General features: G+C 69.9%; 18 protein-coding genes and 2 pseudogenes. 11 read left to right on the plus strand and 9 right to left on the minus strand.

Translation table 11 applies throughout. The features are described 5' to 3' along the window. Positions 1–532 precede the first annotated feature (532 nt). The 11 genes and pseudogenes from ACFY16_RS27035 (at position 533) to ACFY16_RS27085 (ending at position 10,868) form a co-directional block, all read left to right on the plus strand. Positions 533–1,558, plus strand: coding sequence for an isopenicillin N synthase family dioxygenase (locus tag ACFY16_RS27035; RefSeq protein ID WP_390649782.1), 1,026 nt, complete (start codon positions 533–535; stop codon positions 1,556–1,558). Further along, positions 1,555–2,861 (plus strand): annotated as a pseudogene (locus tag ACFY16_RS27040) (O-acetylhomoserine aminocarboxypropyltransferase/cysteine synthase family protein). Before ACFY16_RS27035 ends, ACFY16_RS27040 begins: the two are co-directional and overlap by 4 nt. Positions 2,862–2,917: 56 nt before the next feature. Beyond that, positions 2,918–3,268, plus strand: a complete 351-nt coding sequence (locus tag ACFY16_RS27045; protein ID WP_390649783.1) for a hypothetical protein — start codon at positions 2,918–2,920, stop codon at positions 3,266–3,268. Further along, complete coding sequence (locus ACFY16_RS27050) at positions 3,265–3,747, plus strand: hypothetical protein (protein ID WP_390649932.1); 483 nt, start codon at positions 3,265–3,267, stop codon at positions 3,745–3,747. Before ACFY16_RS27045 ends, ACFY16_RS27050 begins: the two co-directional genes overlap by 4 nt. Before the next feature lie 7 nt (positions 3,748–3,754). Next, entirely contained in the window at positions 3,755–4,705 is a 951-nt protein-coding gene (locus tag ACFY16_RS27055; protein ID WP_390649784.1) for an ABC transporter permease, read from the plus strand. Next, positions 4,702–5,553 carry an ABC transporter permease gene (locus ACFY16_RS27060; protein WP_390649785.1) on the plus strand — a complete coding sequence of 284 codons (852 nt, stop codon included), beginning with the start codon at positions 4,702–4,704 and terminating at the stop codon, positions 5,551–5,553. Before ACFY16_RS27055 ends, ACFY16_RS27060 begins: the two co-directional genes overlap by 4 nt. Beyond that, positions 5,550–6,338 (plus strand): ATP-binding cassette domain-containing protein, encoded by a 789-nt coding sequence (locus ACFY16_RS27065; protein ID WP_390649786.1) that lies wholly within the window; start codon positions 5,550–5,552, stop codon positions 6,336–6,338. Before ACFY16_RS27060 ends, ACFY16_RS27065 begins: the two co-directional genes overlap by 4 nt. Next, positions 6,335–7,120 carry an ATP-binding cassette domain-containing protein gene (locus ACFY16_RS27070; protein ID WP_390649787.1) on the plus strand — a complete coding sequence of 262 codons (786 nt, stop codon included), beginning with the start codon at positions 6,335–6,337 and terminating at the stop codon, positions 7,118–7,120. Before ACFY16_RS27065 ends, ACFY16_RS27070 begins: the two co-directional genes overlap by 4 nt. A gap of 13 nt (positions 7,121–7,133) precedes the next feature. Continuing rightward, a pseudogene (locus ACFY16_RS27075) lies at positions 7,134–8,325 on the plus strand (NtaA/DmoA family FMN-dependent monooxygenase). Further along, on the plus strand, positions 8,322–9,650 hold the full coding sequence (locus tag ACFY16_RS27080) for an LLM class flavin-dependent oxidoreductase (RefSeq protein WP_390649788.1): 1,329 nt from the start codon (positions 8,322–8,324) through the stop codon (positions 9,648–9,650). Before ACFY16_RS27075 ends, ACFY16_RS27080 begins: the two are co-directional and overlap by 4 nt. 405 nt (positions 9,651–10,055) lie before the next feature. Next, positions 10,056–10,868, plus strand: a complete 813-nt coding sequence (locus ACFY16_RS27085; protein ID WP_390649789.1) for a TauD/TfdA dioxygenase family protein — start codon at positions 10,056–10,058, stop codon at positions 10,866–10,868. 576 nt (positions 10,869–11,444) lie between these two features. Here the strand turns inward: ACFY16_RS27085 and ssuE are convergent. The 9 genes from ssuE to ACFY16_RS27130 all read right to left on the minus strand — a co-directional run bounded on the left by ssuE (position 11,445) and on the right by ACFY16_RS27130 (position 19,730). Then, positions 11,445–11,999 carry an NADPH-dependent FMN reductase gene (ssuE, locus tag ACFY16_RS27090; RefSeq protein WP_390649790.1) on the minus strand — a complete coding sequence of 185 codons (555 nt, stop codon included), beginning with the start codon at positions 11,997–11,999 and terminating at the stop codon, positions 11,445–11,447. 62 nt (positions 12,000–12,061) lie between these two features. Continuing rightward, the gene (locus ACFY16_RS27095) at positions 12,062–12,829 is read right to left on the minus strand and encodes an alpha/beta hydrolase (protein ID WP_390649791.1); all 768 of its coding nucleotides are present in this window, start codon (positions 12,827–12,829) and stop codon (positions 12,062–12,064) included. Further along, a complete protein-coding gene (locus ACFY16_RS27100) occupies positions 12,826–12,999 on the minus strand; it encodes a hypothetical protein (protein WP_390649792.1) in 174 nt (57 codons plus the stop codon). The genes ACFY16_RS27095 and ACFY16_RS27100 overlap by 4 nt, the downstream gene beginning before the upstream one ends. Positions 13,000–13,117: 118 nt before the next feature. Then, positions 13,118–14,458 (minus strand): LLM class flavin-dependent oxidoreductase, encoded by a 1,341-nt coding sequence (locus ACFY16_RS27105; RefSeq protein WP_390649793.1) that lies wholly within the window; start codon positions 14,456–14,458, stop codon positions 13,118–13,120. A gap of 24 nt (positions 14,459–14,482) precedes the next feature. After that, on the minus strand, positions 14,483–15,331 hold the full coding sequence (locus tag ACFY16_RS27110; protein WP_390649794.1) for an ABC transporter ATP-binding protein: 849 nt from the start codon (positions 15,329–15,331) through the stop codon (positions 14,483–14,485). Then, positions 15,328–16,209 (minus strand): ABC transporter ATP-binding protein, encoded by an 882-nt coding sequence (locus ACFY16_RS27115; RefSeq protein ID WP_390649795.1) that lies wholly within the window; start codon positions 16,207–16,209, stop codon positions 15,328–15,330. The genes ACFY16_RS27110 and ACFY16_RS27115 overlap by 4 nt, the downstream gene beginning before the upstream one ends. After that, positions 16,209–17,096, minus strand: coding sequence for an ABC transporter permease (locus ACFY16_RS27120; protein WP_351145683.1), 888 nt, complete (start codon positions 17,094–17,096; stop codon positions 16,209–16,211). Before ACFY16_RS27120 ends, ACFY16_RS27115 begins: the two co-directional genes overlap by 1 nt. Positions 17,097–17,099: 3 nt before the next feature. After that, positions 17,100–18,128: an ABC transporter permease gene (locus ACFY16_RS27125; RefSeq protein WP_390649796.1), complete on the minus strand. Its 1,029-nt coding sequence runs from the start codon at positions 18,126–18,128 to the stop codon at positions 17,100–17,102. 33 nt (positions 18,129–18,161) lie between these two features. Then, positions 18,162–19,730 carry an ABC transporter substrate-binding protein gene (locus tag ACFY16_RS27130; protein ID WP_390649797.1) on the minus strand — a complete coding sequence of 523 codons (1,569 nt, stop codon included), beginning with the start codon at positions 19,728–19,730 and terminating at the stop codon, positions 18,162–18,164. Positions 19,731–19,776 lie beyond the last annotated feature (46 nt).

Below are 19,776 nucleotides of genomic sequence, written 5' to 3' on the forward strand. Positions count from 1 at the left end.
TGCCGTCCTCGACCGAAGAGGGCAGGGCGAAGGACACCGCGGCGCGGTGGTGAAGAGGGGGATCGGATGCCGGAGCGGGGGCGTCAGCTCACGGCGGAACAACGCGTGGTGGTGACACGCACGTAGTCAACGTGGCGGCGGGTCACAAGCACGGTCATGAGGTCAGGTAACCACAGTTGGTGAGGTCGCACCAGCACGACACCGGAAGAAGGAAGACGGCGCCTCGCCCGGTCGCTGTCTCACCCGTCGGGACACCCTGTGGACGCACCTGCGAGCGTGTGCTTTGATCCGGCCATGGAGACCACTGGCCAGGCACACACGGTGCTGCTCGACCCGTTCTGGGTGAGCCGCCGCGCCGACCAGTTCGACCAGATCTGTCGTTGACCGCCGTATAACGGCTCGCGTCGCCCCTCCCTTTCCCGACCCGCTCTCGGCGCGCACCCCTCAGCCCTGTCGGCAATCGGACGTTCCCGTACGGCCGTTGCCACGCGCGCCGCCATGTCCGGGTCAGCTGCCGCCGCGAAGGAAACCCATGGCACAGCCCACCGCCCTGCCCGTCATCGACATCTCCCGCTTCCGAGATCCCGGCACCGATCGCGGCGCCTTCCTGGCCGAACTCCGCGCCGCCGCCCACGAAGTGGGGTTCTTCTACGCCACCGGACATGGCGTTCCCGCGTCCGTACGGGACGAGGCCCTGCACGCGGCCCGCGCCTTCTTCGCCCTTCCGGAAGAACTGCGGCTGGAGATCGAGAACCTCAACTCCCCTCAGTTCCGCGGATATACGCGCACCGGAACCGAGTACACGGCCGGCAGCGCCGACTGGCGCGAGCAGATCGACATCGGTCCGGAGCGCGCTGCCGTGGACGTCGCACCCGGCGATCCCGACTACCTCCGGCTCGTCGGTCCGAACCAATGGCCCTCCGCGCTACCGGAGTTGCGCGACATCGTGCTGCGCTGGCAGGCGGAAGCGCTGCGGGTGAGCCGGGAGGTGCTGCGGGCACTGGCAGCCGCGCTCGGACAGGACGAGGGCTACTTCGACCAGTGGTTCGACGACGAGGCTGCCGTGCACGTGAAGATCGTGCACTATCCGCCGCGCCCCGCAGCCGACGCCGACCAGGGAGTGGGCGCCCACAAGGACTACGGCTATCTCGCCCTGTTGCAGCAGGACGAGGTCGGCGGTCTTCAGGTCCAGCGCGAGGACGGCGGCTGGATCGACGCCGTACCCGTCCCGGACGCCTTCGTGTTCAACATCGGCGAGATGCTGGAGATCGCCACCCAGGGCTATCTGAAGGCCACTCGACACCGGGTTGTCAGCCCGCAGCCGGGCGTCGACCGCTACTCCATCCCCTTCTTCCTCGGCCCGCGCCTCGACGCGGTCGTCAAGCCCCTCCAACTGCCGCCGGAGCTGGCGGCACGCAGCCGTGGTGTCACCGACGACCCGGACAACCCGCTCCTGGCGGCCTTCGGGCAGAACGCCGTGGTCGGCTGGCTCCGCTCGCATCCGCGGGTCGCCGAACGCTGGTGGGCCGACGTCCTGGCGAAGGGGGAAGGACGATGAGCGACTGGGCCTTCGAGACACGTCAGGTCCACGCGGGCGCCGTACCCGACCCCACCACCGGCGCACGCGCCGTGCCGATCCACCAGACCACCAGTTACGTCTACCGCGACACCGCGACACCGCGCACGCCGCCGCGGCCTTCGAACTCGCCGACCTCACCACGCACGCGTACACCCGGCTGTCGAACCCGACCACCGCCGTGGCCGAGGAGCGCATCGCGGCCCTGGAGGGCGGTTCGGCGGCCGTGGCGGTGGCCAGCGGCCAGGCCGCGACCGCCCTGGCCCTCCTGAACCTGGCGCGCGCAGGCGACCACATCGTCGCCTCGTCCTCCCTCTACGGCGGTACCCGCACCCTCCTGGAGCACACGTTCGCCGACTTCGGCATCGATGTCACCTTCGTCGACGACCCGGACGACCTGGGCGCCTGGTACTCCGCCGTACGCCCGACCACCCAGGCCTTCTTCGGCGAGAGCATCGGCAACCCGCGCGGCAACGTCCTCGACATCGAGGCCGTCGCCCGCATCGCCCACGAAGCAGGCGTCCCGCTCGTCATCGACAACACCGTGCTCACGCCCTACCTGCTGCGCCCCTTGGAGCACGGTGCCGACATCGTCGTGCACTCCACCACCAAGTTCCTCTCCGGACACGGCACCGGCATCGGCGGGGTCGTCGTCGACAGCGGCCACTTCGACTTCGGGGTGGACCCCGAACGGTGGCCGGGCCTGACCCGCCCAGACCCGACGTACAACGGGCTGTCCTTCTGGGACTCCTTCTCCGGCCTCGGGCTCGCCTACGCGCTGCGTCTGCGCACCCGGCTGGTCCGGGATCTGGGACCGGCCGTCTCACCCTTCAACAGCTTTCTGCTCCTCCAGGGACTGGAGACACTCAGCGTGCGCATCGAGCGGCACGTCGCGAACGCACAGACACTGGCCGCATGGCTGGAGGTACAGCCACAGGTCGACCGAGTCCACTATGCGGGACTGCCGTCCAGTCCCTGGGTGACCCAGGCCAAGCGGTACCTGCCGCGCGGCGCCGGAGCTGTCCTCGCCTTCGAACTCGCCGACGGACTGGAAGCCGGTCGCCGCTTCGTCGAAGGCGTGCGGCTGTTCAGCCATCTCGCGAACATCGGCGACGTACGCAGCCTGGTCATCCATCCCGCCTCCACCACCCACGCCCAACTCGACGCCGGTCAGCAGGCGGCGGCCGGTGTGACCCCGGGCCTGGTGCGGCTCTCCGTAGGCCTCGAAGGCGTCGACGACCTCATCGCCGACCTCGAGACCGGCCTGAGAGCGGCCGCCGCATGAGCACCGACAACCTCTGCGAACCACGCACCGCCGACAGCCAAGGAGCACGATCCGCCATGCGCCGCAGCACCGCCGCCCGGCTCGCCGCCACCGCAGCACTCGTCGGCCTGGCCGCCACCGCCTGCGGCACCGGCTCGGCCGACGACCCGGCGAACGCCGGACAGACCAGCCAGGCCGCCGAGCCGACCGAGATCGACACCGGCGCCACCGTCGACGTACGCCTCGTGCTGGAGCCGACGAGCCTCGACATCGCCTCGACAGCGGGCGCGGCGCTCGACCAGATCCTGCTCGACAACATCTACCAGGGTCTGCTGACCCGCGACGAGGACAACAAAGTCGAGCCGAGCCTCGCCACCACATCACCTCGATCGACGCGTACAACCCGGACAGCGCCAAGAAGCTGCTGAAGCAGGCGGGTTACGGCGACGGCCTGAAGCTCACCGTCAAGATTCCCAACATCTACCCGACCGAGATCGGCGACTACCTCGCCTCCCAGCTGGGGCTGGTCGGCATCCGACTCACCGTCCGGCAGGTGGAGTTCCAGTCCTGGCTCGACGCCGTCTACACCAAGCACGACTTCCAGCTCAGCCTTGTCGACCACGCCGAGGCCCGCGATCTGTACAACTTCGCCAACCCCGACTACTACTTCGGCTACGACAACGCCGACGTCCAGAAGTGGTACGACGCAGCACAGACCGCGTCGAGCGACTCCCAGCGCGACACTCTGCTGAAGAAGGCGGCCAGGCAGGTCTCCGAGGACGCCGCCGCCGACTGGCTGTTCGTCAGCCAGACCCTCACCGTCGTCCGCAGCGGCGTCACCGGCGTGCCGCGCAGCTTCACCAGCAACCACTACTCCCTCGCGGACCTCGCCGTGGCGAAGAAGTGAGCCCGGCATGACGCTCTATCTGCTGCGTCGGGCAGGGCTCCTGTTGGTGTCCCTGTTCGCTGCCAGCGTGCTGATCTTCCTGGTGCTGCGGCTCCTGCCCGGAGACGTCGCCCAGACGATCGGCGGTATCAAGGCCACGCCGGCCCAGGTCGCGGCCGTACGCCACGACCTGGGGCTGGACCGGCCGCTCGTCGCGCAGTACGGCAGCTGGATCGGGGGAGTGGTGACCGGTGACTTCGGGCGGTCGGTCCTCGACGGTACGTCGGTGTCCGGGCAACTCGCCGAGAAGTTCGCCGTGACCGGTCCACTGACCGTGGGCGCCGTCGTGTTCGCCCTCGCCTTCGCCGTGCCCCTGGGTATCCTCGCTGCCGTGCGCCGGGACTCGCGGCTCGGCGGCGCGGTCAACGCCCTCGGGCAGCTCGGCACCGCGCTGCCCACCCTGTGGGTCGGACTCCTGCTCGTCGTGGTGTTCGCCGTCCAGGTCCGGTGGCTGCCCGCACAGGGGTTCCCCGTCGACGGCTGGGACGAGCCGGGGCAGGCGCTGCGCAGCCTCGTCCTGCCCTGGCTGACCCTGGCCCTCGCCGAGGGCGCCGTACTGCTGCGGTTCGTACGGTCCGCCGTACTGGACGTCCTGCATCAGGACTGGCTGCGCACCGCCCGGGCCAAGGGGCACACCCGCACCGGAGCGCTGGTACGGCACGGGCTGCGCAACGCGGCCGTACCGGTGGTGTCGGTGCTCGGACTGCAGATCGCCGCACTGATCGCGGGCGCGGTCGTCGTGGAGCAGGTGTTCGTGCTCCCCGGGGTCGGCCAGATGCTGATCACGGACGTCGGCAACCGGGACCTGGACAAGGTGCAGGGCGAGATCCTGCTGCTCACCGGCGCGGTGCTGGTCATCGGGTTCCTCGTGGACCTCGCCCACCGGCTGATCGATCCGAGGCTCCGGAGCGCCGTATGAAAGTCCCCCTCGTCGTCCGGGCACTGCTCGGCAGCCGCAGCGGCCTCGTCGGCTCCGCCCTCGTCGGTCTGCTCGTGCTGTCCGCCCTGGTCTCCCTCGTCTGGACGCCGTACGACCCCACACTCGTCCGGCCACAGGACGGCTGGCTCCTGCCGTTCTCCGGCGGCCACGTCCTCGGCACCGACAAGCTGGGCCGCGACGAACTCAGCCAGTTGCTCACCGGAGCCCGCAGCACCCTGCGGACCGCCCTGCTCGCGACGGCCGTCGCGGCCTTCGTCGGGCTCGCCCTGGCACTCGCGGCCGTCCTCGGCCCGCGCTGGATCGGTGCCGCCGTCGTCCAGTTCACGGACGTGCTGATCGCGTTCCCCGTCCTGCTGATCGCCATGATCCTCACCGCGGTGTACGGCGGCTCCACCTGGACCGTGGTCACTGCGATCGGCGTCGGAGCGGGCGTCAACCTGGCCCGGATAGCCCGCGCCGAGGCGGGGCGTGTCCTGGGCACCGACTACGTCCTGGCCGCCCACGCCGCCGGATCCGGAACCTGGCGCACCGTCCGCAGACACCTGCTGCCGAACATCGCGCCCACGCTCATCGTGCAGCTCTCGCTCGTGCTGTCCGTCGCGGTGCTCGCCGAGGCCGCGCTGTCGTTCCTCGGGTTCGGCGCTCCTGCGCCCGCGGTCTCCTGGGGGCGCATGCTGCAGGAGCAGCAGCAGTACATCGCCGCGCGCCCGCTGCTCGTCATCTGGCCAGGCCTCGCCGTCGCCGCCTCCGTGCTCGGCTTCAACCTGCTCGGAGACGGTCTGCGCGAGGCCACGGACGCGCGCCTGCGGGTTCGGGAGGCGGCGTGAGCCTGTTGACGATCACCGACCTGAGCGTGCGGATCGGCGGCACGACAGTGGTCGACGAAGTGAGCCTGGCGGTGGCTTCCGGCGAACGGCTCGCGCTGATCGGCGAGTCCGGCTCCGGCAAGTCGCTCACCGCCCTCGCCGTCATGGGACTCCTCCCCGACGGCGCCGAGGCCACCGGCAGCATCCGCCTCGGCGGACAGGAACTCCTCCGCCTCGGCGACCGGGAGCTGTCCAGGCTGCGCGGCGAGAACATGGCGATGGTCTTCCAGGAACCGATGAGCGCGCTCAACCCGCTGATGCGCATCGGGAAGCAACTCGCCGAGCCCCTGCGGCTGCACCGCGGCCTGAACCGGCGCCGGGCCGCGGCCGCCGCCGTCGAGGTCGCCGAACAGGTCGGACTGCCCGACCCCGAACTCGTCGTACGTGCCTGGCCGCACCAGCTCTCCGGCGGGCAACGCCAGCGCGTCGGCCTGGCCATGGCACTCGCGACCCGCCCCGCGCTGCTCATCGCCGACGAACCCACCACCGCGCTCGACGTCACCGTCCAGGCCGACATGCTGAAGCTGTTGGACGACCTCGTCCAACAGCACGGCACGTCACTGCTGTTCATCAGCCACGACCTCGCCGTGGTCGCCCAGGTGTGCCCACGAGCCGCCGTACTCAAGGAGGGGCGGCTCGTCGAGGAAGGCGTCACCGACACGGTCGTACGAACACCCCGACACCCGTATACGCGGCGGCTCGTGGAAGCCGCCCGTGCAACGGGCTCTAAGGAGGTCGCCCTATGACATCGCTGCTCAGGGGAACCGGCCTGAGCCGCAGTTTCCGGCTGCCGCGCACCTCGCTGCTCGCACCGGCCGTCCACCGTCACGCCGTACGGGATGTGTCGCTGGAGCTGACGGAAGGCAGGAGCCTCGGGATCGTGGGGGAGTCCGGCTCCGGAAAGTCGACCCTCGCCAGGCTCCTGCTGGCCCTGGACACGCCTGATTCCGGAACTGTGCACTACCGGGACCGGGAGGTACGGCCGGGTGCGCCCCGCCGGCTGACCTGGTTCCGCCGCGAGGTGCAGATCGTCCTCCAGGACCCGATGGGTTCCCTTGACCCGCGTGCCACCGTGCGCGACATCGTCGCCGAACCGCTGGAGTGCCTGCGGCTGCCCGGCGACCACGACGACCGGGTGGACGAACTGCTGCGCGCCGTAGGCCTGGACCCGTCCGTGCGCGGTCGCTACCCGCACGAGTTCTCCGGCGGGCAGCGGCAGCGCATCGCCATCGCGCGGGCGCTCGCCCCCGGGCCGAAGGTCCTCGTCGGGGACGAACCGCTGAGCGCCCTCGACGTCTCCGTACGCGCCCAGATCCTAGCCCTCCTAAACGAACTTGCCGACGCGCACGGGCTGACGCTGCTGCTCGTCTCGCACGACATCGGCGTCGTACGGCATCTGTGTACCGACGTCCTGGTGATGAAGGACGGCCTGGCCGTCGAACAGGGCTCGGCCGCATCCGTCCTGGCCGATCCCCGACACCCGTACACACAAGGCTTGTTGGCCGCCGTACCCCGGCTGCCCGCATGACCGGGAGGCTCGCATGACCGCAGAGACCGAACGCCGACTCACCCTGGGAGCCCTCGTCCACGGCTCCGGCGGCCACATCGCCGGCTGGCGGCACCCCGACGCCCGCCCCGACGGACAGCTCGACTTCGCCTTCCACGCCGATCTCGCCCGTACCCTCGAACGCGGCCGGTTCGACGCGCTGTTCGTCGCCGACGTCGTCGCCATCTGGGGCCACCAGCTCGACTCCCTGTCCCGCACGGGACGTGCCGAGCACTTCGAGCCACTGACGCTGTTGGCCGCGCTGGCCCTGGTCACCGACCACATCGGTCTCGCGGCGACGGCGACCACCACCTACAACCACCCGTTCCACATCGCCCGCAAGTTCGCCTCCCTGGACCACATCTCGGCAGGCCGCGCCGGCTGGAACGTCGTCACCTCCGTCGTACCGCTCGAAGCGTCCAACTTCGGCCGCGACAGCCATCTCGAACACGAGCTGCGCTACCGCCGCGCCGACGAGTTCGTGCAGGTCGTCAAGGCACTCTGGGACAGCTTCGACGACGACGCGCTGCTACGGGACAAGGCGACGGGACGCTACTACGACCCCACAGGGCTGCAGCCTCCGCACCACGAGGGCGAGCACTTCGCCGTACGAGGGCCCTTGAACATCTCGCGGCCTCCGCAGGGCCACCCGGTCGTCTTCCAGGCGGGATCCTCGCAGACGGGGCGGGAGTTCGCCGCCCGGCACGGGGAAGTCCTGTTCACCACCCAGCACGAGCTGGGCGCAGCCAAGGAGTTCTACGCGGACGTCAAGGCACGCGCCGCCGGCCACGGCCGTGACCCGGCCCACGTCCTGGTCTGGCCGGGCCTCAGCCCCCTCGTCACGGCCACCGAGGCGGAGGCGCGGCGGCGGCTCGCCGAACTCCAGGACCTCATCCACGACGACGTCGCACGGCGTCTCGTCCAGGACAACATCGGCGATCTCGACCTGAGCGACCGCCCGTTGGACGGCCCGCTGCCCGACATCCCCGACAGCAACCGCAGCAAGTCGCGGCGCGACCTGCTCGTGAAGCTCGCCCACGACGAGAAGTTGACGATCCGTCAGCTGGCCGGGCGCTTCGCGACGCGGGCTGCTGCGCACCGAATACGAGGGCACCACCCTGCGCGAGAACCTCGGTCTGCCGCGCCCCGCCGTCGCCGAGCGACACTTTCAGGAGACCCGACGATGAGCCCTCGCCGTACCGACCAGCTCCACCTCAACGCCTTCCTCAAGCCGCCGGGGGAGTACCTGGCCGCCTGGCGGCACCCGGACACCGCCGCCGACGCGGGCGTGAACATCCGGGAGGTGCTCTCCTTCGCCCGCATCGCCGAACGAGCCACCTTCGACGCGGTGTTCCTCGCGGACCTCGTCGGAGTGCCATTCGCGAGCCAGGACGTACTCAGCAGAGTCAGCGTCGTCAACGACTCCTTCGAACCGACCACCCTGCTGGCCGCCCTCGCCGCCGGCACCTCCAGGATCGGCCTGATCGCCACCGCTTCGACCAGCTACAACGAGCCCTACCACGTGGCCCGTTCCTTCGCCTCGATCGACCACATCTCCGGCGGGCGGGCCGGCTGGAACGTAGTCACCTCCCTCAACGACGGCGAGGCGCGAAACTTCGGTCTCGATGCCCATCTCGACCACGCCACCCGCTACGACCGTGCCGAGGAGTTCCACGACGTGGTGACGGGCCTGTGGGACTCCTTCGAGGACGACGCGTTCCACCACGACCAGGCGAGCGGCGTCTACTTCGACCCGGCCAAGCTGCACGCGCTCCACCACGAGGGCAAGCACCTCAAGGTCGCCGGACCCCTCAACATCGCCCGCCCTCCGCAGGGACACCCCGTCATCGTGCAGGCGGGCGCCTCGGAGGCGGGCAAGAACCTGGCGTCACGGATCGCCGAGGTGATCTTCTCCGGCATCAAGGACCTGGCCAAGGCACAGGAGTTCTACGCCGAGATCAAGGAACGGGCCGCCGCCCACGGCCGTGACCCGGACCACCTCAAGGTGCTGCCCGCCCTGTCCGTCATCACCGCCCCCAGCGAGTCCGAGGCCCGCGACAAGCTCGCCCGTCTCACCGAACTCCTGCCCCCACAGGTCGCTCTCGCGGACCTCTCGTACTGGCTCGGCGGCTTCGACCTCAGCGACCATCCCCTGGACGGTCCGCTCCCCGAACTCCCGGTCTCCAACCAGTCGCACACCGCACAGCAGCAGATCTACGCGGAGGCACGCCGCGACAACCTCACCATCCGCGACCTCGTCCAGCGCTTCGCCAACGACGACCGCACCATCACGGGGACCCCGCAGCAGATCGCCGACCACATCGAGGAGTGGTTCCACGGCCGCGCCGCCGACGGCTTCAACGTGGTCTTCCCGTATCTGCCCGGCACTCTGTCCGACTTCGCCGAGCTGGTCGTCCCCGAGCTGCGCCGCCGGGGCCTCTTCCGCACGCATTACACGGGCAGCACCCTGCGCGACCACCTCGGCCTGCCGCGGCCGCCACGGCTCGGTTGAGGGCCGCCCGACCGAGGCCGTGCCTGGCCGCCCGAGAGCCAGGACCGGTCCGGGATCGAGTCCCGTTTGCAGAACGGACTACGGCCAGACCTCCTTCATCGACAAGAGCCACATCCTGGAGTGCGAGGCCTTCCCCGAGCGCGGTGTGGTCGTCCTCGTCCGCGACACCGTGGGCTTCTGACACGCTTGCCCGGAAGATTCATGCACCTGCAATGATCCGGCCCGGGCTCGCCTGATAGACATGGTGAGGTGAGCATCCCAGTGCTGCTGTACCGCAGGTTGTACGTGGATCTGGCGCGTGTCGACGTGTCCGCGTGTCGTCGCGTCTGACGTCGCCTTCACCTGTCCGGCAGGAGGCGATCCCAGCGTGAGATCCCCGTAACGGCTGCACACCGAGGGAGAGCAATGAGCACTGTCGCGAGCTACGAGATCCGACGGGCGGGGCCGCGGTTCGGCGCGGAGGTGACCGGCATCGACTTGAAGGCCGGCGTCGACGACCGGACCGCCGAGGAACTGCGCCACGCATTCCGGGACCACAAGGTGCTGGTCTTCCGCGACCAGCACCTGACGCCCAGTCAGCACGTCGAGGCCGTACGTATCTTCGCGGAACCGTTCGACCACCCGACCGCTGTGAAGGACTCCACCCATCCGTTGGTCTACCCGTACAACGTTCAGAAGACGGGCAAGGCCAGTACCTGGCACATCGGCGGTCTGTGGCGGCAGCCCGTCTTCGCGATCGAGTCGCTGACGTACGAGGTGGTGCCCGAGCTGGGCGGGCACACACTCTGGGCCGATCTTCAGGCGGCGTACGACGATCTGTCCGAGCCGTTCAAGTTGCTGCTTGAGTCGGTCGGCGCGCTCTACGACGGTAATGCGGAGAACTACGCGCAGGGCAGTCGGCGGACCGCGGTCGGGGAGACCGTCGAGCATCCGGTCGTTCTCGAGCACCCCGAGACGGGCCGGAAGGGGCTGTTCATCAGCACCTCGGCGATCGGCCTGACCGGCGTCACGGCGGCGGAGGGGAAGGTGCTGCTCGACCATCTGCTGCGGCACGCGTCGTCGCCCGACTACACGATCCGCTTCGGCTGGACCCCGGGCGACTTCGTGCTCTGGGACAACCGGGCGACCTGGCACTACGCCGTGGACGACTACGGCGACGGCGCCCGCGCCTACCGCAAGGTCATCGGAGTGGAGCCGGTGCGGCAGCCCGCGGCCTGACCCCGTTCGATGAGGTGCCCTGCGCCCGCCGCGACAGGGCGGGCGCAGGGCACTTCACGTCGGGGCCGGTTCTGCCCGCGGCTGTGGCAGGGGAGTTTGTCGGGGAGGGCTCGGCCGTCGAAGTAGGCTGCGCTCAGGCCGCCGCCGTGCAGCGCGACCACGGTGGCGCGCGGCGCCTCGTGCACCGGTTCGGCGAGAAGTCCTGACACGGCTGTTGCCTTCCCGGCCAGCCTGACCGCCCGGACACCGGGGACTTCGGGCCGACCGCCGGCAGGTTCCGGACGTCGGCCGACAAGGCCCTCTCCACGGGCGTGTCCCTTCTCAGCGCCCGGCGCGCAGGTCTGACCCCAGCCTCCGGGGCTCGCGAGGCAAGGCGCAAGACAGCTTGCTCAAGAACTGGGTCCGGTTTCCCAAGGCCAGTACGTCGATCTCAGGCCGGTGTCAGCTCCGTGTCGCAGAAACGTCAACTTTCGCAGCCAGGACGGCCGTACCGATGGCCACTCCAGCAGTGGAGCTTTTGGCTCGCGAGGCTGTTGGTCCGGTCGACTCGGGCGAGGCACTTGCCCTTCGATGGCCTCACCCCGTGGCGGCGAGGGTGTCCGTACGTCCGCTCAGGGCGGCGGAGAACTGGTCTGTGACCTGCTCCAGTGCCTCGGCGGCAGCGGGCGCGACGATCGACGCGCCGCCTTCTGCGGCGATGTCCTGGTCGAGTGTGAACCAGCCGGGCACGATGTGCGCCGCGCCCATGGAACTCAGAACCGGGCGCAGCGCGTAGTCGATGGCAAGGACGTGGGCCGTGCTGCCACCGGTGGCCAGCGGCAGCACGGTCTTGCCGGTCAGCGCGTACTGCGGGAGCAGGTCGAGAAGCGACTTCAACAGGCCCGAGTAGGCGGCCTTGTACACAGGCGTGCCGATCACGACCCCGTCCGCCCGCGCGAACAGATCCGTGGCGGCGACGATCGCCGGATGCCCGAAGTCAGCGCCGAGCAGCGCCTCGGGTGGGAGGGTACGCACCTCCAGTGGGGTCACCTCGTGCCCCTGCCGCCGCAGCCGGTCGTCCAGGTGACGCAACAGCCGGGTGGTACGGGAGGTGGGAGAGGGACTTCCGGAAACGGACAGTATGGCAGCCATGCGGGGACCTTTCTGGAATGAGGTTCAGACGTGCGAACAAGGCCGACTCGTACGGCAGTTGCTCACCACGCGCTCGACCGCACCGTGACCACGGGGCGCAGCTCGTTTCGGAGCGTTTCGAGGAATGAGACGACTTCGGCCGCCGCCGAACGGTGCTGGAGGTCGTTGAGGACGTCGTGATGGGCGCCGTGCACGACCGACAGACGGGCACGGGGCAGCGACTTCGCCGTGCGTGCCAGCACCTCGTGGTCGGCGAGGGGGTCGGCGTCCCCGACGAGGAGCAGGACCGGAATGTCGACGGCGCCGTCGTGGACGGCGGTGAGCAGGGCATCCGGCAGGGCGTCGTCGAGCGCGCCCCGCCGCACCCGGGGATCCTCGGTGAGCACGCTCCGGTGGGCGGGGCAGGAGGTCCGGATGGCGAGTTCGTCGTCCCAGGTCTCGACGGCGCCCGCGGCCCGGCCGGGCAGACCGGCGAGGACGAGGGCGTCGGGCTGCCGAGCGGCTGGTGTCCCGGCCCGGCCGAGGAGCGCGGCGATCGCGGCGGCACCCGAGTCGACTCCGACGAGCACGACAGGCTGGACCACATCGCCCTCGGACGCGGTGCCCTCGATCGTGTCGGCCATCTGGGCGGCGAAGCCGTCCAACGTGGCGCCGAGGTTCTCGCCGGCGAGGTCCGGGCCGTCGATCACGCGCACACGGTAGGCGTCCGCGGCGAGCCGCTTGCCGAAGCGGGCGTAGGTTGCGCGTGTCTCGCCCCGGCCGGGAACCACGACGACGGTGCCGCGGGTGCGCAGGCCTTCGGGGCCGTAGTAGTCGCTGTACTGGGTCATGTCACACTCCTGCGGATGCGGATGCGGATGCGGATGCGGCCTGGTGGGCGGGCGTCCAGCCCACCGCGGGGGGCCGCTTCGGTCGCGATGAGTTCGAGCGCGCGGACGGTCGCGGCGTGGTCGGGAACGGCGGGGTTGAGCTGGGCGATCAGATCCGTCGCGACGGGCACCCTCTCTGGCCCGCGCCGACGATCACGACGTCGACCGCCGACGGGGGAGTGGCGAACGGGAAGCGGACGGTGTGGACGTCACGGCCCCCGTCACCGACGCTTCGCTCACGGCTCAGCCTCAGTCCTGCACGAACTGCGGCTCGCGGGCGTGCCGGTTGACCGGGACCGGCAGTCCGAGGTTCCCGCGCAGCGTGTCGGCCGCGTACTCGGTGCGGAACAGGCCGCGCTTCTGGAGGATCGGCACCACACCGTCGATGAAGAGGTGCAGCTCTTCCTCGGTGCGGAAGGCGAGATTGATGCCGTCGAAGGTCCCGGCGTCGAACCACCGCTCGATGGTGTCGGCGACGGTGCGCGGGTCGCCGACGAACGGCGACTGACGGAACTGGTTCACCGAATCAGCTACTTGACGTAGCGTCAGGTTTTCCGCGCGGGCCCGCTCGATGAGCTTCGCCGCGCCGGTGCGGCCGCCCTTCTCGGCGAGGTGCGTGACATCCGGGAAGGGTGCGTCCAGGTCGTGCACGCTGAAGTCGTAGGCCCCGAAGGAACGGCCCAGCAGGGCGAGGTTGCGGTCGAAGTCGTTGTCCTCCTCGAAGATCTCCCGCTCGCGGCGGCGGGCCGCCTCGTCGGTGGCGGCGACGATCGGGCCGCCGTGGATGAAGATCTTGATGTGGTCGGGGTCGCGGCCGTAGGCGGCGGTGCGCTTCTTGATGTCGGCGTAGTACTCCTGCGCCTGCTCCAGGGTGCCGCCGGGCGCGTAGATGCCCTCGGCGACCTGAGCGGCGAGATCGCGGCCCTCTTCGGACACCCCGGCCTGGAAGATCACCGGCTGGCCCTGCGGCGAGCGGGAGAGGTTGAGCGGCCCGGCCACCTTGAAGTGCTCACCCACGTGATCGAGTTCGTGCAGCTTGGACGGGTCCAGGAAGACGCCCCGCTCGACGTCGCCGGGGAAGGCGTCGTCCTCGTAGGAGTCCCACAGCCCGCGGGCGACCTGGACGAACTCCAGGGCGCGGCCGTAGCGGGTGGCGTAGTCGAGGTGCTCGTCCAGCCCGTAGTTGCGGGAGGTGCCGGTGTCGAAGCTGGTGACGACGTTCCAGCCCGCGCGACCGCCGCTGATGTGATCGAGCGAGGCGAACCGGCGGGCGAGGTTGAAGGGTGAGTTGTATGTCGAACTCGCCGTGCCGACCAGGCCGATGTGCCGGGTGTGGGTGGCGACCGCGGACAGCAGGGTCAGGGGCTCCAGGCGGTTGAGGTAGTGCGCCGGGTAGGTCGCGTTGATGAACTGGCTGTCCACGATGAACAGGGCGTCGAACAGGGCGTGTTCGGCTGCCTGCGCCAACCGGATGTAGTAGTCGATGTCGATGCTGGCGTTCTTCGCGACGCGCGGGTCCTTCCACAGGCCGTGCTGGCCCGGGCCGCCGACGCCGTAGGGGTGGAGGGCGAGGTGGATGGTGCGGGACATTTCTGTTCCTGTCTGTCGTGGGGGTCAGGCGTGCAACAGGGCGCGCAGCGCCTCGCGTTCGGCCCGGTCGGCGGGCGCGCTGTGCAGGGTGGGAGCGGACCTGACGAGCAGGCGTGTGTAGGGGTGTTGCGGTGTGCTGATGACGTCACCGGCGGCGCCGACCTCGACCAGTTCGCCCTGGTACAGAACCGCCATGCGGTCGGCGACACCAGCCACGGAGCCGAGGTCGTGGGAGATGAAGACGAGGGCCACGCCGTCGGCGCGGAGTTCCTTGAGGATCTGCAGGACCTGGACGCGGTTGGCGGAGTCCAGGGCGCTGACCGGCTCGTCCAGGATGACCAGGCGCGGTTCGGTGACCAGGGCCCTTGCCACCGCGACGCGTTGGCGCTGCCCGCCGGAGAGCTCGCCGGGCAACCGGTCGAGGAGGTCCTCGGTGAGGCGGACCCGGGAGAGGAAGGCTCGCACCCGGCCGGCCGCCTCCGCGCGGGACACACCCTGGATGAGCAGCGGTTCGGCCAACGAGTCCTCGATTGTGAGATCCGGGTCGAGACTGCGCAGGGGGTCCTGGAAGACGTACTGGATCACGCCCCGGCGGCGCAGCGCGCGCCACTGGCGGGGACCATGAGTGCTGACATCCTCCCCGCCGACGACGATCGAGCCGGCCGAGGCGCGCACCAGGCCGAGTACGGAACGCGCGAGCGTGGACTTGCCCGAGCCCGTCTCGCCGATGATGCCGACCGTCTCGCCCGGCGCGATGCTCAGGGAGACGTCGTGCAGGACGCGGCGGCGTCGGCGGCGCGGTCCGTAGTGCACTTCCAGGCCCTCGACCGCCAGGACCGGGGCGGTGGGCTCCTGGATCTGATCGGTTCTCACGCGTCCTCCTCGGGGGCCAGGAACCTGTCCAGCCCGTACTGCTCGTGCTCGGCGATCAGGAGCCGGGTGTATTCGTGGCGGGGATGGTGGAGGACCTCGTGGGTCGGGCCCTGTTCGACCACCTCGCCCTGGCGCAGGACGAGGACCTCGTCGCACAGCTGGGCGACGACGGCCAGGTCGTGGGAGACCACGACGAGGGCCAGACCGGTTCGTTCGCGCAGGTCGGCAAGCAGGTCGAGGATCTCGGCCTGGACAGTGACGTCGAGCGCGGTCGTGGCTTCGTCGGCGATCAGGACGCGCGGGTCGGCGGCGATCGCCGCGGCGATGAGCACCCGCTGGAGCATGCCGCCTGACAGCTCGTAGGTGTACTGGCCGTACACCAGCTCCGGATCCCGCAGGTGCACGGCGCGCAGCAGCTCGATCGTGCGCCGGCGCGCCTCGCGCCGCTTGACCTTCTTCTTGACCCGAATCACCTCGGCGACCTGCGCGCCCACCCGGATCGAGGGGTTGAGGTAGGAGGCCGGGTCCTGGAAGACCGCGCTGATCGTCGAGCCCCGCAGGGAGGTCCACTCGGCGGGGGAGAACCCGGTGATGTCGCGGCCGTCGAGCTCGATCGAACCGCCGGTGATTTCGAAGTGGGCGGGCAGGATGCCCAGGGCGGCCCGGCAGGTGAGCGTCTTTCCGCTGCCGGACTCGCCGACGATGCCGACCGTCCTGCCCGGGGTGAGGTCGAAGCTCACCCCGTGGACGATCTCCCGTCCGCCGACCTGGTCGCTGATGCGCACGTCGCGCACCGACAGCGCGGGCGGCGACGACGGCTGGGCCCGCTCTGCGATGTCCTCGGCGGGCGCTTGGAGCTTCTCGGACAGCGTGCTCATCACGCACCTCCGGCGGGAGCGGGGTCGGCCTTGTCGAGCCGGTTGGCGCGGGCCCTACGGCTGTTGAGCAGCGCGCGGCCCGCCTCGCCGGAGACGTCGCGGATGGCGTCGGCGAGGAGGTTGCAGGCCCAGACGGTGACCACGATCAGCAGGGCCGGAGTGAGCGGCGCCCACGGACGGTGGCTGAGGTAGCCGAGGTCAGAGGCGAGCAGACCGCCCCAGGTGGGAGCGGGTGGCTGCACACCGATGCCGAGGAACGTCAGGCTCGACACGATCACGAAGCCGACGCCTATGGTCTGGGCGAGGGCGACCGCGATGGGCGGCAGTACCTTGACCCAGACGTGGCGGCGCACGACCCAGCCGAGTGAGGCGCCGGAGATGAGCGCGGCCTCCACGTACTGCGAGCGGGCCACGGCGAGCGTGGCGGCGCGGGAGACCCGGTAGAACAGTGGGGAGACCAGCACCCCGGTGACGAGCATCGCCTGGGTGATGCCGTTGCCGAGCAGCGCGACGACGGCGACGGCGAACAGCAGGAAGGGGAGGGCGACCAGGGTGTCGGCGAGCCTGAGGGTGATCCATTCGAAGGCCCGGCCCAGGTAGACCGACAGGATGCCGGGGACCACACCGACCACCAGCGCGGTCAGCGCGACCTCCAGCGAGCCGAGCACGCTGACACGGGAACCGTCGAGGAGCCGGCTCAGCACATCCCGGCCCAGGTAGTCGGTCCCCAGCCAGTGCGCGCCGGAAGCGGCGGCGAGGGTGTTGTCACTGGTCGCCAGCGGATCCTGGGGAGCCAGCAGCGGGCCGAGCGCGGCGAGGACGGCGATCACGGCCAGAACGGCCACGGCGATCCGCCCGGACGGCAGGGCCAGAACACGGCGCACCATGGGTCACACCCCCCGCTGCGATGCGGGCGTCACACGTGCCAGCACCAGGTTGACGAGCAGGTTGAACACGACGACCAGGACGATCGACACGACGAGGACGCCCTGTACGGCCGGTACGTCGCCGGCCTGCGCGGAGTCGTTGGCGAACCGCCCGAACCCCTGGAGACCGAAGATCCACTCCGTGACGACGGAGGCACCGACGAGGGAGGGGAACTTCAGGCCGAGGGTCGCGAGCGCCGGCCCGAGCCCGTTGCGCAGCACGTGGCCGAAGAAGACCCGGCGTGGGCTGAGGCCCCTTACGACGGCGCCCGTCACATAGTTCTCGCGGTAGGCCGCGATGAGACTGGAGCGCAGTTGGCGGGCGACGTCGGCGACGACGTCGAAGCTCAACGCGACGGCCGGCAGGGTGATGTGGGCGAGCCACGGCCCCAGTCCCTGCTCCGCAGGGATGTACCCGGCGGAAGGGAACAGCTTCAGTTGGACGGCGAAGACCGCGACCAGCACGATCCCGACGACGAAGGCCGGCATCACCGAGATCGCCGTGACGAAGCCGGTGATGGCGCGGTCGATCCAGGTCGTGCGGCGCAGGGCCGCGACCGTGCCGAGGGCGAAGCCCACGACCACGCCGATCAGCAGCGCGAAGGTCGCCACCGACAGGCTCACGCCGAGGCCGAGGCCGATCAGGGTGGAGATGTCGGCGCCGTTGGTCCAGCTCGTCCCGAGCTGTCCGTGCAGGACGCCGTTGAACCAGTCGCCGTACTGCACCAGGAAGGGCCGGTCCAGGCCCCACTGTGCCTCGACCCTGGCGATCGCCTCGGGTGTCGCCTCCTCGCCCAGTTGGATCCGCGCCGGGCTGAGCCCGCTGAGCGAGCGCAGCGCGAACGTCACGAACGTCGCGACCAGGAAGACGGGCACGAAGATCGCGATCGAGCGGGCGAGGGTGGCCAGGACGCGGCCCAGTGTGTGCCGCGTCCTGGCCGCGGCGACCGTGCGACGGACGTCGGGTGTGGCGTGAGCTTCCGTCGTCGTCATGGGGTGCCCCCTCTCGGTGGTGGACGAAGGTGGTCAGTTGCCGCCGATGGTCACGCCGGTCCAGTCGATATGGGCCGGGTTCTTCGGCAGGTCGGAGACGGACTTGCTCTTGGCGATGAGGTTGGGCTGGGAGTACGTGAACACCAGCGCCCTGCTCTGCAGACCGGCGCGGGTAGCGGCCTGGAGGACCTTCGTGTAGTCGGGCGAGTCCAGGGGGGTCTGGCGGACCTTGGCGACGGCCGCCTCGAAGCCGGAGGGCTCGTAGGGCGAGCTGAGGTTGAGGGGGCCGTTGGGGCCGAAGTGCGCGGTAAGGGTCTGTACCGCGGAGTCCCGACCCGTGGTGCTGTACATCGAGAACGTCAGGTCCTTGGCGAAGAACGGCGTCGCCCAGTTCTTGTCGATCTTGATGTTGACGGTGATGCCGACCTTCGCCAGTTGCGACTGGACGATCTCCGCCTGGGGGTCGTCCGCCGGGATGACCAGGTTCAGCTTGATGTCACCGGACTTGTATCCCGCCTCGGCGAGGAGTTTCTTCGACTTCGCCGGGTCATAGGGGTAGTCGTTCGCGGACTCGGGGTCGTAGGCCACGTATCCCTTCGGGAAGGGCTGGTCGGTCACCTCGCCGTAGCCGAACGTCAGCTTGTCGACGAACTCCTGACGGTGGATGGCGTAGCGGACCGCGTCGACGACCTTGTCGTTGTCGAACGGTGCCTTGTTGATGTTCAGGCTGATGTTGGAGGCGTTGAACCCGGGCTGGACGAAGACGTCCAGGCCGGCCTTCTTGGCGGCGTCCGCCTGACTGGGGTCGATGTCGGCGAAGTTGTAGACGCCGGTCTGCAGGCCGGAGACCACCGTGGACGCATCGGGGGCCGAGGTCAGTTCGACGTTGTCGATGTGGATGTTCTTGGCGTCCCAGTAGTCCGGGTTCTTCTTCAGGACCGCCTTGGTGCCGGGCACGATCTGCGTGACGACGAACGGGCCCGCGCCGACCGGGTTCTGGTCCAGCTTCTGCGGGGACTTCGCCGCCTTCGGGCTGGCGATCTGCAGCACGCGCTCCCCGAGCAACTGGGGGATCTGGTAGTCGACCTGGCTGAGATGGACGACCGCGTCGAGCCCCTCGGCGTCCACCGACTTGATGGAGGTCAGGTCGCCGAAGAGCGCCGAGTTCTTCTGGTTCTTGGCGCGTTCGATGGCAGCCTGCACGGCGGTGGCGTCGACCGGCTCCCCGTCGCTGAACTTGAGGCCCGGGCGCAGATGGAAGGTGATCTGGTCGCCCTTCGCGTTGTACTCCCAGCTCTTGGCCAGGTCGGGCACGGCCTTTCCGTTCTCGTCGGTGCGGGTCAACGAGGCGTACACCAGGGAGAGTTCGCGGAACTGGGCACCGCTGCCGCCGACCACCGGGTCCCAGTGGGTGGGGAAGTAGGAAGAGGTCCACTTCAGGGCAGCGTTGCCGCTCGCGGACGCGGTGCCACCGCCGCAGGCGCTGAGGGCCGGGACGAGCACGGTGGCGAGGGCGGTCCCCAGGGCGGCTGCGCGCAGTCGGGCCCGGCGCCGGGTGCGGAGGTTCAGTCTGGGGCGGTGCGGCGTGAGTCGTCCGAACATCTCAATTCTTTCTTCGAGGGCTCCGGCCGTGTCAGGGCTGCGGGCT

The organism is Streptomyces sp. NPDC001315 (genome assembly GCF_042896175.1).
Classification (GTDB): domain Bacteria; phylum Actinomycetota; class Actinomycetes; order Streptomycetales; family Streptomycetaceae; genus Streptomyces.

Excerpts from the sequence above, each read along its gene's own strand:
- ACFY16_RS27055 (WP_390649784.1), top strand. The coding sequence starts at position 3,755 with ATGACGCTCTATCTGCTGCGTCGGGCAGGGCTCCTGTTGGTGTCCCTG.
- ssuE (WP_390649790.1), bottom strand. The coding sequence starts at position 11,999 with ATGGCTGCCATACTGTCCGTTTCCGGAAGTCCCTCTCCCACCTCCCGT.
- ACFY16_RS27045 (WP_390649783.1), top strand. The coding sequence starts at position 2,918 with ATGCGCCGCAGCACCGCCGCCCGGCTCGCCGCCACCGCAGCACTCGTC.
- ACFY16_RS27060 (WP_390649785.1), top strand. The coding sequence starts at position 4,702 with ATGAAAGTCCCCCTCGTCGTCCGGGCACTGCTCGGCAGCCGCAGCGGC.
- ACFY16_RS27115 (WP_390649795.1), bottom strand. The coding sequence starts at position 16,209 with ATGAGCACGCTGTCCGAGAAGCTCCAAGCGCCCGCCGAGGACATCGCA.
- ACFY16_RS27130 (WP_390649797.1), bottom strand. The coding sequence starts at position 19,730 with ATGTTCGGACGACTCACGCCGCACCGCCCCAGACTGAACCTCCGCACC.
- ACFY16_RS27125 (WP_390649796.1), bottom strand. The coding sequence starts at position 18,128 with ATGACGACGACGGAAGCTCACGCCACACCCGACGTCCGTCGCACGGTC.
- ACFY16_RS27120 (WP_351145683.1), bottom strand. The coding sequence starts at position 17,096 with ATGGTGCGCCGTGTTCTGGCCCTGCCGTCCGGGCGGATCGCCGTGGCC.
- ACFY16_RS27070 (WP_390649787.1), top strand. The coding sequence starts at position 6,335 with ATGACATCGCTGCTCAGGGGAACCGGCCTGAGCCGCAGTTTCCGGCTG.
- ACFY16_RS27035 (WP_390649782.1), top strand. The coding sequence starts at position 533 with ATGGCACAGCCCACCGCCCTGCCCGTCATCGACATCTCCCGCTTCCGA.
- ACFY16_RS27085 (WP_390649789.1), top strand. The coding sequence starts at position 10,056 with ATGAGCACTGTCGCGAGCTACGAGATCCGACGGGCGGGGCCGCGGTTC.
- ACFY16_RS27105 (WP_390649793.1), bottom strand. The coding sequence starts at position 14,458 with ATGTCCCGCACCATCCACCTCGCCCTCCACCCCTACGGCGTCGGCGGC.
- ACFY16_RS27095 (WP_390649791.1), bottom strand. The coding sequence starts at position 12,829 with ATGACCCAGTACAGCGACTACTACGGCCCCGAAGGCCTGCGCACCCGC.
- ACFY16_RS27080 (WP_390649788.1), top strand. The coding sequence starts at position 8,322 with ATGAGCCCTCGCCGTACCGACCAGCTCCACCTCAACGCCTTCCTCAAG.